General features: G+C 45.4%; 12 protein-coding genes. 7 read left to right on the top strand and 5 right to left on the bottom strand.

Translation table 11 applies throughout. The features are described 5' to 3' along the window. The first annotated feature begins 61 nt into the window (after positions 1–61). Positions 62–931, top strand: coding sequence for a UbiA family prenyltransferase (locus tag BGP76_RS12840; RefSeq protein ID WP_119845010.1), 870 nt, complete (start codon positions 62–64; stop codon positions 929–931). Positions 932–1,001: 70 nt separating this feature from the next. Here BGP76_RS12840 and BGP76_RS12835 read toward each other — a convergent pair whose 3' ends face one another. Then, positions 1,002–3,647, bottom strand: coding sequence for a T9SS type A sorting domain-containing protein (locus BGP76_RS12835; RefSeq protein WP_147407468.1), 2,646 nt, complete (start codon positions 3,645–3,647; stop codon positions 1,002–1,004). Between the two features lie 651 nt (positions 3,648–4,298). On the opposite strand from BGP76_RS12835, the gene BGP76_RS12830 reads away from it, so the two are divergent. From BGP76_RS12830 to BGP76_RS12810, 5 genes are all read left to right on the top strand, one after another. Further along, positions 4,299–4,592, top strand: coding sequence for a GIY-YIG nuclease family protein (locus BGP76_RS12830; RefSeq protein WP_119845008.1), 294 nt, complete (start codon positions 4,299–4,301; stop codon positions 4,590–4,592). Positions 4,593–4,818: 226 nt separating this feature from the next. After that, the gene (locus tag BGP76_RS12825; protein ID WP_119845007.1) at positions 4,819–5,112 is read left to right on the top strand and encodes a GIY-YIG nuclease family protein; all 294 of its coding nucleotides are present in this window, start codon (positions 4,819–4,821) and stop codon (positions 5,110–5,112) included. 225 nt (positions 5,113–5,337) lie between these two features. Beyond that, positions 5,338–5,631 (top strand): GIY-YIG nuclease family protein, encoded by a 294-nt coding sequence (locus BGP76_RS12820; RefSeq protein ID WP_119845006.1) that lies wholly within the window; start codon positions 5,338–5,340, stop codon positions 5,629–5,631. A gap of 224 nt (positions 5,632–5,855) precedes the next feature. Then, entirely contained in the window at positions 5,856–6,149 is a 294-nt protein-coding gene (locus tag BGP76_RS12815) for a GIY-YIG nuclease family protein (protein WP_119845005.1), read from the top strand. Positions 6,150–6,449: 300 nt separating this feature from the next. Further along, positions 6,450–8,309 (top strand): hypothetical protein, encoded by a 1,860-nt coding sequence (locus BGP76_RS12810; RefSeq protein WP_119845004.1) that lies wholly within the window; start codon positions 6,450–6,452, stop codon positions 8,307–8,309. Between the two features lie 284 nt (positions 8,310–8,593). On the opposite strand, the gene BGP76_RS12805 is transcribed toward BGP76_RS12810, so the two are convergent. From BGP76_RS12805 to BGP76_RS12795, 3 genes are all read right to left on the bottom strand, one after another. Then, positions 8,594–9,613 (bottom strand): glycosyltransferase, encoded by a 1,020-nt coding sequence (locus tag BGP76_RS12805; RefSeq protein ID WP_119845003.1) that lies wholly within the window; start codon positions 9,611–9,613, stop codon positions 8,594–8,596. 90 nt (positions 9,614–9,703) lie between these two features. After that, the gene (gene lipA / locus BGP76_RS12800; protein ID WP_073124032.1) at positions 9,704–10,591 is read right to left on the bottom strand and encodes a lipoyl synthase; all 888 of its coding nucleotides are present in this window, start codon (positions 10,589–10,591) and stop codon (positions 9,704–9,706) included. Between the two features lie 71 nt (positions 10,592–10,662). After that, the gene (locus tag BGP76_RS12795; protein ID WP_073124034.1) at positions 10,663–11,364 is read right to left on the bottom strand and encodes a hypothetical protein; all 702 of its coding nucleotides are present in this window, start codon (positions 11,362–11,364) and stop codon (positions 10,663–10,665) included. 243 nt (positions 11,365–11,607) lie between these two features. Here BGP76_RS12795 and cysS point away from each other — a divergent pair, with 243 nt between their 5' ends. Continuing rightward, the gene (gene cysS, locus BGP76_RS12790; protein WP_119845002.1) at positions 11,608–13,101 is read left to right on the top strand and encodes a cysteine--tRNA ligase; all 1,494 of its coding nucleotides are present in this window, start codon (positions 11,608–11,610) and stop codon (positions 13,099–13,101) included. A 10-nt stretch (positions 13,102–13,111) separates the two neighbouring features. On the opposite strand, the gene BGP76_RS12785 is transcribed toward cysS, so the two are convergent. Further along, entirely contained in the window at positions 13,112–15,049 is a 1,938-nt protein-coding gene (locus BGP76_RS12785; RefSeq protein ID WP_119845001.1) for a monovalent cation:proton antiporter family protein, read from the bottom strand. Positions 15,050–15,098 lie beyond the last annotated feature (49 nt).

Raw genomic sequence — 15,098 nt, 5'->3', positions numbered from 1 at the left:
TAGACATAAAATCAGGATTTTTCTATGTATCGGTTGTGATATAAGTCATTATCTTCGAGGGATGACCAAATCGACGTTTCTACATCTTCGTTTTCCGTTTTCTTTCTTTTTGTTGCCTGTGTTTTTGTTTGCCCTGGCGGTGACTCGGAGCGATCAGACTTTTGAAGTGATTTGGATTTTCTTCATCCTACATTTTTTGATCTATCCCGCGAGCAATGGGTACAATTCCTATTTTGACAAGGACGAAAAAAGCATAGGAGGCCTCAAAGAGCCACCCAAAACGACGCTAGAACTCTACTGGTGGGCGATGGCTTTGGATGGACTGGCGCTGGTGATGGGTTGGGTGATTTCATGGCAGTTTGGTGTGATGCTATTGATCTACGGCTTGGTTTCCAAAGCCTACAGTCATCCTGCTATTCGGCTCAAGAAAATGCCAGTTATAGGTTGGCTCGCCGCAGGGATTTTTCAGGGTTACTTCACCTTTCTGACGGTGGTCTTGGGATTAAATGATTTGGGAATCGGAGGACTGTGGGAGATGCAGTGGCAAATCCCAGCGGTACTAAGCTCACTCTTGCTGATGGGTAGCTATCCGATGACGCAGATCTACCAGCATGAGGAGGACAGTGCCCGAGGAGACCGTACGATCAGCCTAAGGCTTGGTATATTGGGGACTTTTCACTTCACCGGAGTGTTCTTCTTTTTTTCGAACATGGGTTTCTTGACCTATTTCTACTGCTATTTTGACTGGATTACTGCTGTGGCCTTTCAGGTCAGTCTGCTCCCTGTCATGGGCTATTTCCTCAGTTGGTATCTCAAAGTCAGACAGGATGAGCACCAAGCCAACTTCGAACACACCATGCGCCTGAACCTCATCTCTTCGCTATTACTCAATGTGTTCTTTTTGGGGTGGTATGTTTTGGGAGAAGGGTAACCGTGACTTCAAAAGGTTAAGACTCTGTTTCAAATGCCCATAGTGGCACTTGAAACAGAGGAGAGGCTTTTCAATATCTTAAAATCTTACCAGAGCTAGAATAACCAGAGCTCACGAATTTTACTACAAACGTACCCGAGTGGTGATTGCTCAAAACGTCATTGATTAGTATTAAGGCTTGCTGCGGTGAAACCCCTGTTAACTGAAGCAAGAGACTGCCTGTGATATCAACCAGCAAAACACTGTAAAGCCCTTCTGGCAAACCATCGATTACGATTTCTTGACTTGATGGATTTGGGTAAATATTTAGATGTTTTAGAGGGGTTTCTGCTCTGGATTTAATTGTGTGGACGGTCCGGCTAAAATCATACTTCCCATCAAAATCCACTTGTTTCAATCTATAGTAGGCAGAGCTTCCAAATTCAAAATCGACAAATTGATAGCTGCTGACGCTATTGATGTTTCCATGACCTTTTACAAATCCGATCTCATCAAAATTTTGTCCATCTATGCTTTTTTCAACGTAGAAACCATCGTTTGAAATCTCTGAGGCCGTAAGCCATTTGAGTAGAACATCTTTTTCATCATTATAAAGTGATGCGGTAAAAGAAACCCAACTTACTGGAAGGGACACTTCGGTCGCATTGATAGCCCCTCCATTTTCGATTACCACATTGTCTGGTAGATCATCGAGATTTTCTGGGGTGTCATTGTCAATAGATTCCGTATTTATTTGTCCACCATCTACGATCAGGGAACCAGAAGAAGTCTCTCCGATATCGATGTTGTTGCCCACTTCGAGCACTCCATTTACTATTACAGTACCAGCCTCATCTATTCTGAGCTCATCATCTATGACAAATGTGCCTCCATCCAGGATAGTAAGGGTAGACCCAGTCATTACATCAGCACCGCCATCTTCTACTATGACTGTGCCGCCCACTACTGTAAACGTCACGCCCGTCTCTAGATCAAACTCTCCATCTTGTCCATCTCCATCCAGCGTAAGGGTGCCACTGACCCAGCAGACATCTGCATCTATTCTCACTGTATTGCCTATGTCGAGATAGCAATCTCCACAAAAGGTGCCTCCGTTTCTCAGGTCGTTTTCGTTGATAGGGCAGCTGTTTTCGGTACATACGGTGGACTCGTCACAACTATCGTCTGCTACCGCCTCGCAAGTGTCCCCTCCAGCACAATCTGAAAATGTCCCTCCATCTCCGTCATCAAAATCTCCATCTACGTTGATGGTACCTGTACCTGTGATGGTGCTGCTAGGATTAGAATCCTCAAAGTCGACATCATCATCTACATTGAGGGTGCCGTCTACGATCACCGTGGCAGGCCCGTCATTTTCTAGGTCTCCTCCGTTGATGATGTTGACAGTGCCGCCCTCTTGTACGACCAATACGGCTCCATCTGACATGTCTATGTCTTGCCCAGATGTAAGCGTGCCGCCATCCCTCACGACGACTGTTCCTTCATCTATTTCTACCCCTGTGCCACCGTTGCTGCCGGTGGTTACAGTCCCACTGATGTCTACCTTGCCATCTGCGTCTACTACCAATTCTTCGTCCACTTCGAAGGTCGCCCCGGCCAGTACCAGTAGCGTGCCCTCCTGCACTTCCACATCTCCGTCCTCTATGGCGATAGAGCCTCCTACGACGGTCAGCGTGGCTTCATCGACTATATTGAGATCTCCGTCTTCTATGACTAGATTGCCACTGACCCAGCAGACATCGTTTTCTATAGAAATATCATCGTCTATCGTACAATTGCCGCAAAATACACCACCGGCCTCCAATTCAGCCGCTGTAGGGCATCCACTCGGCGTACATGCTGTGCCTTCGCCACAGGTATAGGCGGGCTCTTCTGCTTCGCAGGCCCCCCCACTTCCGTCACAATTTGAGAATTCCCCATTTTCCTCATCTGTAAAATCATTCTCCACGGTGATGGTCCCCGAACCTGTCAAAATGCTTGAGGGGTCAGTATCCTCTATGACTACATCGTCAGCTACTGTCAGTGTACCATTGACAATGATGGTGGCCTGTGCCCCGTCATCATTGTCCTCGTTATCGTTTCCATCATTATTGCTCAAATCCCTATTTGCATCGGCACTACCTCCCTCGTCAATCCTGAGTACACCATCGCCATATACATCGATGTTGTCTCCAGATTCTAGGCTGCCGCCATTCTTTACTACGACTCTCCCTCCGTCTATTTCTATATCATCACCTGTCACAAAGTCCCCAGATATCGATACATCGCCAGTATCTTCTATGTAGGCAAAGTCGGCTACCTCCATAGAAGAGCCGGCTTCTAATTCTAAATCACCAAATACAAAAATGTCGCGACCATTGTCAAGGACCTCTACCGCACCGCCGGACTCTACGGTGAGTGTGCCTCCATCTTCTATATAAAGATCTCCGTCATCCAGATCCAGTGTTGCCCCGTCTTGGATGGTGATGCTGCCATTATTCTCAATAATCACATCTCCGTCACCTCCATTGATGGTCAGCCTTCCGCTCGTCCAAAATACCGCACCGGTAATCTCTATCTCATCACCGATGTTTACCGTGCAGTTCCCACTAAAAACACCCCCATTGGCCAAATCGTTTTCCGTGGGGCACTGAGCAAACAGGGCGCTGGATGTCAAGCAGATAAAACAAATCAAGCTGATCGTATGCCTGAAGAAAGAAAAGAATGAAATTCTCATAGTTATGTTGGGTATAAATTTATTTAGCCTATTCAGCCTCTTGGCATGCATAGTATTGGTTCAAATTTGCTTAGCACAATGGATCAACCACCCACCAATGTATGGGCGATAGTAGACACTTTACGTCCCTTACTGAGGGGCATTGGCTAGTCTTCAAATCCAGTAAAATTTTCTAATAAAAACAATGATTGAATGCAACGGTGGAAGGGGAAGCATCTTAATCGAATTATTCGAATACGGGAGCGTAAATATAGGGTTTCTTCTAGAAGTTTGGGTCATGTATAATATGCTTTTAACGCATAGTGGGAGGTAACGCACATAAATCTCTCTTGCCGTCGAGATGATATGATAGGCTAGCCTTGATCCTAGCGAATATATTGTTGAAGGGAATAGGAGGTTTCGTGGCAAGTAATTCCTCTTCTTGACAGTCTGCTGACAGTCCGAAAACACCACCGTCACTCCGACAGAGTAGACGGGACGTGAGTCCTGCGCTACGACGAGGAGTCTCATGTTCTGTTGGCAGAGTGGATTGGAAAGTGCAGTGCTAGCCGAGCGGGATTTCTCGTCGCGTGCTTGCCCATGGGGCAATCATACTCTGTCGAAATGACGCGGGTACTTTGTTCGATTTGCCATTCTCGATATCTTTCATGGATGATTCATGGAGGGGCAGTTTATTTTACGACCAATTCGCGCCACACTGTACTGTACATAGGTGTGACATCAAATCTGATTGCTCGGGTACAGGAGCACAGAGGCAAGCTTTATCCCAAGAGCTTTACTGCTCGGTACAATGCTTTTAAATTGGTCTATTTCGAGGGCTTTCATAGCATAGAGGAGGCCATCGCTCGCGAAAAACAAATCAAGAAATACCGCAGAGAAAAGAAGGAAGCTTTAGTCAACGAAATGAACCCTGAGTGGAAGGATTTGTTCGATGCTTTAGAATAATCTTTTCATCACAGCCCGAAAATACCACCGTCACTCCGACAGAGTAGAGAGGACGTGAGTCCTGCGCTACGACGAGGAGTCTCATGTTCTGGTGGCAGAGTGGATTGGAAAGTGCAGTGCTACCCGAGCGGGATTTCTCGTCGCGTGCTTGCCCATGGGGCAATCATGCTCTGTCGAAATGACGCGGGTACTTTGTTCGATCTGCCATTCTCAATATCTTTCATGGATGATTCATGGAGGGGCAGTTTATTTTATGACCAATTCGCGCCACACTGTACTGTACATAGGTGTGACATCAAATCTGATTGCTCGGGTACAGGAGCACAGAGGCAAGCTTTATCCCAAGAGCTTCACTGCTCGGTACAATGCTTTTAAATTGGTCTATTTCGAGGGCTTTCATAGCATAGAGGAAGCCATCGCTCGTGAAAAACAAATCAAGAAATACCGCAGAGAAAAGAAGGATGCTTTAGTCAACGAAATGAACCCTGAGTGGAAGGATTTGTTTGATGCGTTAGAATAATCTTTTCATCACAGTCCGAAAATACCACCGTCACTCCGACAGAGTAGACGGGACGTGAGTCCTGCGTTACGACGAGGAGTCTCGTGTTCTGATGGCAGAGTGGATTGGAAAGGGCAGTGCTAGCCGAGCGGGATTTCTCGTCGCGTGCTTGCCATGGGGCAATCATGCTCTGTCGAAATGACGAGGGTACTTTGTTCGATTTGCCATTCTCGATATCTTTCATGCATGATTCATGGAGGGGCAGTTTATTTTATGACCAATTCGCGCCACACTGTACTGTACATAGGTGTGACATCAAATCTGATTGCTCGGGTACAGGAGCACAGAGGCAAGCTTTATCCCAAGAGCTTCACCGCTCGGTACAATGTCTTTAAATTGGTCTATTTCGAGGGCTTTCATAGCATAGAGGAGGCCATCGCTCGTGAAAAACAAGTCAAGAAATACCGCAGAGAAAAGAAGGAAGCTTTAGTCAACGAAATGAACCCTGAGTGGAAGGATTTGTTCGATGCGTTAGAATAATCTTTTCATCACAGCCCGAAAATACCACCGTCACTCCGACAGAGTAGACGGGACGTGAGTCCTGCGTTACGACGAGGAGTCTCGTGTTCTGATGGCAGAGTGGATTGGAAAGGGCAGTGCTAGCCGAGCGGGATTTCTCGTCGCACGCTTGCCATGGGCAATCATGCTCTGTCGAAATGACGAGGGCACTTTGTTCGATTTGCCATTCTCGATATCTTTCATGGATGATTCATGGAGGGGCAGTTTATTTTATGACCAATTCGCGCCACACTGTACTGTACATAGGTGTGACATCAAATTTGATTGCTAGGGTACAGGAGCACAGAGGCAAGCTTTATCCCAAGAGCTTCACCGCTCGGTACAATGCCTTTAAATTGGTCTATTTCGAGGGCTTTCATAGCATAGAGGAGGCCATCGCTCGCGAAAAACAAGTCAAGAAATACCGCAGAGAAAAGAAGGATGCTTTAGTCAACGAAATGAACCCTGAGTGGAAGGATTTGTTCGATGCGTTAGAATAATCTTTTCATCACAGTCCGAAAATACCACCGTCACTCCTGCGCTACGACGAGGAGTCTCATGCTCTGTTGGCAGAGTGGATTGGAAAGGGCAGTACTATCCGAGCCGGATTTCTCGTCGCGTGCTTGCCCATGGGACAATCATGCTCTGTCGAAATGACGCGGGTAACGCTTGCGGCGTATCGGATTACGGAGTGGGCTTAGGAAGTTTAGTAGAGATAGACTAGTTTGGGAAAAACAAGCAGGTCTCAGTAGGTTGTTTCCTGTACCAACTTGATTTTGAATCCACTTATTTTTACAAGAATGGAAACAATAGGCAAAGAACAATTTAAAGACTTGAATAGATATGCTTTCGATACGGCCTATCCCTTCATTAACTATCTCAATAAAGACGGTGAAAAGTTAGAGCGTAAATCCGACACAACCCAAATTCGTGTTCTAGAAATAGGCGGTGAGGTATGTGTAGCAGCAGATTCGCCTAACCTTGGGGCACTTGATTCTAAAATTATAAAAGTGGTTTTCAACGAGGGAGTTGTTTTTAAGGCTGAATTGGTTTGCAATGCCAATAGTCGTATTCAAGAGATCGAGTTTAATGGTGGAGATTTCATGGGCTCTTCTCTTACTATAGAGAGTCATGTTAAGGTGGCTTTTAGAGGAGGGAAGTTTAAAGAGATCAAGCTTAGTGGTGTAAAACCGACTCTAATCTTTCAAAACACAGAAGTTGATCATCTATCGATCTCTGGAATGATCAAGGGTAATGTTGCTGAAACTGATAGTCCTTTTAATATAGATGTGAACTCTTGTTCTATTAAGCACTTCCTTATCGTTGATTTCAAAAGAATTAAAACAATCAAAGTGCATGGAGGTAGTAAAATAACTAATCATCTAACCCTAAAAAAGATAGGACACATCGATACGATAGAAGGCTTTGATAATTGTAAAATTTCTCAGCTCTGCCTTGATGAAGTATCAATTGATTGCTTTCCTGCCCTAAAGGATTCGAATGCTGAAATTGGTAAGTTATCCTTTTGTAAAGGAACGTGTAAATCACTTTGTCTTGGTTTAAGATTGAAGTTAGAGAGAATTGTATTTTTAGGAGGTGACTTTAATAATGTATCTATTCAAGCTGATTTCATTACCTTGGAATTGATCAAGGGCTCGTTTGATTTAATTTCAATTTCTGCCACTCAGTTCAACAATATTTTATTGCAGGGAGGAGAAGTTAGTGAGTCCATTTATATCGCGTCTATACCACTAGGAAAAATCATCAAGGGGGAATTAATAGAAGTAAAACATTCTTATCCAAAACTCATTATTGATTCGGTAAATCTGGATAAACTTCAGCTTTCCCAATATAATATTGGCTCTTCACACTCTTTGCGTATTCAAGAAAGTAACATCGAGAGCATCGAAATTGGAGGTGTAACAAACCTAGGAAGGGTTGAACTATTCGATATATCAAACAGAGGATTTACTGACAAAGCAAATTTCAAGATCACAAATTCGGACTTAGGCAAAATCTCTCTCAATGCGTGTGACTTTAGCCATTACCAAGTGACTGTGGATAATTCCAATTTGACAGGAATGTTTTATACAGGGAACGCATTTCCCAAATCCTTTTCTTCCAATAAAACGGGGAAAGAGAGAAACAAACAACTTCAGGATACATACAGTCAAATGGAGACTGTTTCTCAAAGAAACGGCCAGTATATAGATGCGTTGAATTGGCGAAAGTTATCAAACAATGCTCACTTCTGGTACTTGTTGAAAACCAAGTCGCCAATAGTGTTAATTAAAAGAATTCAAGATGTTTTGGTATTAGGCTTTTCGTGGCTTTTTGGTATTTATGGCACTAGTGTCTTTCTAAGTTTATTCATGCTTGCAGTTACCTCGATTGTGTGCTTTGCTGCGGCAAGTTATTACGCAGGTGAGAGTATTCAAATGTTTGGCAGTCCTAGTCAATTCATCCTCAATGATGATAGGTATATTGACGCTTACTTTCAGTTCCTTAATCCTACTCACAAGTACAACTTGCTGGGTGTCGAGTATTCAAAGATGAAAAGTGTTTTTTGGTATTATGTGTTTGATTTCCTTGGAAGAGCATCTGTGGGTTATTCCTTGTTTCAGTTTATTAAGGCCACTCGAAAGTTTAGCGGGAAGTGATTTTCCTCTCTAGATTTACGATCTCAAAGCACCTCATAAAGCGACATCAAATAGCCCTCAAAACAAACACGTGTGTTCGGTCTTCCAATCACGTGTGTTCGACCTTCCAATCACGTGTGTTTGGAGCTTGGAACACGTGTGTTTGATCGAGCAAACACACGTGTTTGAAAAAGGGGGTATAAAAACTGCCTTCAGGTCTTGTAAAGAGGGTTTTTGCTGAGCTGAAATTCTCGTCCGAGGCTTGCTGATAGAGCAACTATGCTTTGTCTAAGTGACGAGACTGGTCAAGCAAAAAACCAATAATCCTTCACTGGTTTTTTGCCCCAAGCGTTCAATATCTCCTTGATTTCTTTTTTGCCGTCAGGCGAAGACACGACGATCATAATTTGGGGATTGTCGAGGGAGGGGATCACGTCGTAGTGCTCCATGCGCACCTCGTAGACGTCCTTGCCGATCTTGCGTTCATTGTCACACACCCAGTGAAAAGTGTCCTGATGTTGGATCAATATCTTGGCCATGTCCTTGCCGTTGCGTCCTGCACCCCAGAGCACGAGTGGACGTGACGGGTCTCTGTCTAGTTCGTAGAAGTAGCGGGTCTTGAGGTCGAAGTAGCGGTTGTCTTTGTACTCGTCCCATGTCCGTGAGATGCGGTTGGAGCGGTCTCGCCAGTGGTGGAGTACCACATCGATCCCGATGACTTTGAGTTTGGCACGGTAGAAGCGAAAGCACAGGTCATAGTCCTCTGGGTAGACGATAGGGTCAAATGCTCCTACGTGATCAAAGTCGTCTCGGTGGATGATCCAGGAGTGGGAGGGGATCACACATTCTTTGTAGATCTCTTCGTAGTGCGCAGAGCGACGGGCGATATCGTTGAGCCAGCGTTCGTAGCGACGAAAACCATCTCCGACTTCTCCCTCGTCTACGAAGTGCTCCGTGCCCCCGCCGATGACGTGCCCCTTGCCGTATTTGTTCCATTCTTGGACGAGTACGTCTAGTTTGTAGTCGGGCATCTTGTCGTCCGAGTCCATGCGGTTGATCAGCGAGCCTTTGGCCTGAGCGTATGCGACTTGGAGGGTGGGGATCAGCTTGGGTCTGTCGCTATCGAATACACGGATGCGGCTGTCTTGTGCTGCGTAGGCTTGTAGTATCGCGGGTGTGTCGTCGGTGCTGTGGTCGTTGACGGCTATGAGTTCCCAGTGGGGGTAGGTCTGGGCGATGATCGAGTCGATGCAGGCGTGGAGGTAGGGAGCGGTGTCTTTGACCGCCATGATGATGCTGACGAGGGGCGTATCGTTTGGATGCATAGGAGTGATGTTCTTCTAGAGACAAAAAAATGAGGGTGAGATTACTTTCTACAATAGTCTCACCCTCATCGAATGTAATGTTTGTTGCTGTTATATCGGCACGTTGACGTGACGTTCAGCGTGGTACGATGATCTGACCAATGGCCCTGACTCGACATATTTCAATCCACGTTTCAACCCTTCTTCTCTGTACTTGTCAAACTGATCTGGGTGGATGAACTCTGCCACTTCGATGTGCATCTTGGTAGGCTGTAGGTACTGACCGAGTGTCAGGATATGCAGCCCGTGTGCGACGAGATCGTCCATGGCTTTGTAGATTTCATCTTCGGTCTCTCCTAGACCGAGCATGATGCCTGACTTGGTCCGTTTGCCGTATTCGTTGGTCAGTTTGATCTGATCCAAACTCCGCTGGTACTTGGCCTGAGGTCTGACACGGCGGTAGAGTCTTTCGACAGTTTCCATGTTGTGTGAGACGACCTCTTGCCCGCCATCGATCATGCGGTAGAGGGCATCCCAGTTGCCTTTGGTGTCTGGGATCAGCGTTTCTATCGTTGTTTCTGGCGCAAGACGCTTGGTCTCTACCACAGTCTGGTACCAGATCTCTGCGCCACGGTCTTTGAGTTCGTCACGGTTGACTGAGGTAAGCACGGCATGTTTTACGCCCATGGTTTTGATGGCTTCCGCTACACGGATCGGTTCTTTTTCGTCGTACTCTGGCGGTCTACCCGTGGCGACTGCACAGAAGGTACAGCTGCGGGTACAGACATTGCCTAGGATCATGAATGTGGCAGTACCTTCTCCCCAGCATTCGCCCATGTTTGGGCAGTTGCCACTTTCGCATATCGTGTGAAGTTTGTTTTCATCGACGATTTTTCTCACATTGGCATAGGCTTGACCTACTGGGAGTTTTACTCTGAGCCAGTTCGGTTTCTGTCTTTTTTTTGCCTTTTCAGCTTCTATTACCGGTAGTTCGATCATGATCTAATTCGTTTGTGCAAAGAAACACACTCTGCCTTTACTTTCATAGTCCTAGGTGTCTCTATTGGACTTTACCTTCTTGTTCCGTAGAAAATGGTGATGTATCCAGAGAAGAATACAGCTCGGTTGTCTTCATGAGGCATGAGTTCGATGACTTTAGGGAAAGCCTCTACCAATGTACCAATCTCAAAACCGGTGACGTTGCTTTTGAAGGTTCCCATCTCGAATAGTAATCCCGCTCGGGCGTTGATCCCGACGGTCAATTTGGATTGACCCAATCCCTCGAATAGATAACCCGTACGTGCTATTTGTGCCCACTGGCCATAGTCGTCAAAGTTGAACTGTCCACTATTTCCGTCCCAGTCCTCTACATAGTAGGGAGCAATCACGCCTATCGTCGGGCCGATGGAATAGTTGAAGTTGATTTGAACTCCTTTGTTGGGTGCTTTTTTGAAAAGCAAATGATCAAATCCGTACTGCGCGCGAATGCTATAGAGGTAATTTGATTTGCCATAGATGAATTGGCTCTGACCATTGGTGATGCGTGATTCCTTGGGGTGTTTCACATTCATGAACTCGAACCCGATGTTTCGAAATTTCTTTTCTCCCCGTGCGCTAGACCACCTAAACATAAAGCCTCCAATAAGCCCGCCGTTGGTGTTTTTGTTGATCCCCCAGATAAATTCTTTGGTGTATTCATAGTTGCCATCGGTCTGTGCTGAGGCAGTCAAGCACATTCCTGTCAGAATCATTGCGGCAATTATTTTTTTCATCAAGTATAAAACTAGGGATTTAAAGAGGGTAAATATAATCGAACCGATTGACTAACGAGGTGTTTGTTCATGCCTGATTGCGTCCAGTGACAACATTTGTACACGAAAAATGAGTGGACTGAGGGTGTCAATCTTAAGGGAGATACTCATCATGAAAGTCATTAGAGATAATTTTAGGAGCATAACTTTTTTCATTGGACTCGTATAAGCAATTTTGCACATTCATTTTGTAAAAGCTTTTCGATGCTCAAGGACTTAAGAATCAACAACTCACTTTCAGGTAAAAAAGAACTATTCGAGCCAATACATGCGCCATTCGTTGGGATGTATGTCTGTGGCCCTACGGTATACAGTGACGTGCACTTGGGCAATGTTCGTACGTTTGTCAGTTTCGATATTATCTATCGCTACCTGCTACACCTAGGCTACAAAGTGAGATATGTCAGGAATATCACCGATGTAGGACACTTGGTCAATGATGCAGATGCGGGTGAAGATAAAATAGCCAAGAAGGCAAAGCTCGAAAATATAGAGCCGATGGAAGTAGTTCAGCGATATACGCAGGATTTTCACAGAGTGATGGATCAGTTCAATGCCCTCCCTCCGAGCATAGAACCGAGTGCAACGGGACATATTCTAGAGCAGATCGAGTTGATTGAATTGTTGATCGAAAAGGGATTGGCCTATGAGGTGAATGGTTCGGTATACTTTGATGTCAAGGCTTATCAAAAAGACCACAACTACGGCAAACTATCTGGTCGAAAGATAGAAGACCTACTGTCTAACACACGTGCATTGGATGGACAGGATGAAAAACGTGAATCTGTAGATTTTGCGCTTTGGAAGTCCGCAGTAGGTACGGATCACATCATGCGATGGAAGTCTCCCTGGAGTGATGGTTTTCCTGGCTGGCACCTAGAATGTACCGTGATGGGGACCAAGTACCTTGGCAAAACATTTGATATTCACGGAGGAGGTATGGATCTAAAATTTCCTCATCATGAGTGCGAGTTGGCGCAATCTGTCGGAGCACATGGACACGACCCTGTGAAATATTGGCTACACACCAATATGCTCACCGTGAATGGTCAGAAGATGAGCAAGTCTCTCAACAATTCTTTTTTGCCGCATGAGTTGTTTAGCGGAGATCACGAATTGTTGGAGCGACCTTATAGCCCGATGACAGTGAGGTTTTTCATGTTACAGTCGCACTATGCGAGTACACTGGACTTCTCTAATGATGCCTTGCTGGCTGCACAAAAAGGCTATCGAAAACTTATGAATGGTCTCAAGACACTTCGCAATCTTCACGTAAATGAAGGAGAGGATGCTACGCCAAACGAAAAGGCTACTGCTCAAATCAATCAGATCTGCGACAACTGCTATCGTGCCATGAACGATGATTTTAACACGGCACTCACGTTGGGACACTTGTTCAATCTGCTGAAAAAAATCAATAATCTGCACACGCAGAACCTAACGATCTCTCAGATCGGTCAAGAAGCTTTTGATCGAATGAAGTCCACCTATGAGACTTTCGTTTTAGAGATATTAGGATTGAAAGAGGAATCAAATTTGGACATAGATGGCTTGATGGATATTGTGATCAAAGAATACGCTGCAGCCAAAGAAGCCAAGAACTACGATAAAGTAGATGTCCTGCGAAGCAGCTTGAAAAGTCAAGGCATTGTGCTCAAGGATATGAAATCAGGGATTGACTGGGCGTACGAGGAGTAAGCTTAGTCAATCAATAATGATCAAACTTTAGCTGCATCGCATCTAGGCTTTCAGTAGAACCGACGAAAGTCACTACATCTCCCACTCTCAGTCTTGTAAATCCATGAGAGATAATCATCTGCCCCGCTCGATGAATGGACAGGATCAATACATCGGATGGCAACCTCAGATCACGTAGTGTTAGCCCATGTAGGCTTGGGTCTTGTAGCTCCATGTCTCGGGTGTCTTGCCCTGGCTGCATACCTAGCAGTAGAGAGGTAGCTTGAGGTGAGCGTACATAATGGTCGAGTAGACTGACGATAGCAGTCGACGGATCTACTACTCTCGCCCCTAGCGCTAGGAATTTGTCATAGTAGGAACGGTCGCCTAGTCGTACGATCATGTCCGGCGTACCAAAATGTTTGTATGCGAGTTCACACGCTTCTAGGTTTCGGCGATCAGACATGAGACAGACGATGGCTTCAGACTTGTCGGCATGCATGGCCTTGAGAGTGGATAAATCTACGCACTCAATATGCTTCAATATGATGTCATCTGGCACCTCGATTTCTTCTGGTTTTTTTCGGGTAGCGATCTGTACTTTCCAGCCACTCTTCATGAGCTGCTGCGCCAAAGAGACACTTTGGGATTCGTATCCAAAAATGATAGCATCTCGCACACCGTCAAATTTGAAAGAGCCTTTGTTCCTATTTTCACCTGCTTTGGTGATGGCGTATTTGAATAGGGGTGGTCCTACGATTTCATTGATCACCACGATGGCAATGATGAAGGCGGCAAAGTCTGGCCCGAAGGTGGGGAATTCATTGGATACTACAGCGGTCAGCCCTAGGGCAACTCCTGCTTGGGTCACATAGGGCATCCAACTTAGGTGAATCTGTGGCCAAGGGTCTTCTGCCATTGCTCCCCCGAAGTAGTTGCCCGCTATGATCGCAAACAATCGCACTACAAAAAATAAAAGTGCAACCAACGAGGCATCTAGTAGTGCATACAGAGATAAGGATGCTCCCGTGAGCGTAAAGAAGGCTGCATAAATCAGCGGAAATGTTTTGTCTAAGATGGAAAGAAATTCTGGTCTGTTTTTCGTGTAGTTAGCCACGTAGAAACTAGCGATGATACATATGATCAGTGGTTCGATAGTGAACGGATGCTCCATGAAACCATCCGTCAAGTCTTGAATATAGAACTTGAGCAAGTAAACCATGTAGCCTAGCCCAATAATTAGAACGGATTTGGCATAACGTCGAATGCGAAAAGAGATGACAAAGTTGAGGACCTTGCCTAGTAGGAAACCAATACCCAACGACACGGCAATTTCAACTATTAAGATCAAAATACTGATGTAATTGAAGCTGCTGCCACTGGTGAGGCTAACAGCAAATGACATACATACAGCAAAGAGAATAATGACGAAGAAGTCAGTCAATACGATGACACCTAGGACGGTCTGAGTCAAAGGCCCTTTGGCACGCAGCTCACTGATGATGGCAATGGCACTCGTAGGTGACCGTGCCACGAATATAGCACCGATGAGGAGTGAGATACTCAGCTTCGTACTGAAGTCCACCCCTTGGGTGAACGGCAATAGATCAGACAAGAAAAAGGCAGAAAGGGCACCAAAACCGAAGGTAAAAACCAACTGGCTGATTGTGTTCCATTTGATGCTTCGAATGCGTGCATGCAATTCACGAAGGTATAATTCGGACCCTGCAGCAAAGGCAATGAAGGCTAAGGCTATTTCGTTGATGAAGTTGAGCTGCTGGGTAGACTCTTTAGGAATTAGGCCTAGGAGATACGGCCCAGCCAATACACCCGTTGCTAAAAAACCGGTGATGATGGGTAGGTTTACTTTTTGAAAAACAGGAGCAATACGAGATGCAGCGATACAGATGACTGCAAACCCTAGACCAAGGATGATTAGCTGTTGATAAGACTCCAGAGTTATATTCATGCACTCATAATTTGATTTAGATCAATTGTTAAAATAGTGAATAACTTTA

The organism is Reichenbachiella sp. MSK19-1, assembly GCF_003590315.1.
Lineage (GTDB): Bacteria > Bacteroidota > Bacteroidia > Cytophagales > Cyclobacteriaceae > Reichenbachiella > Reichenbachiella agariperforans.
This window is presented reverse-complemented; position numbering and strand designations above follow the sequence as displayed.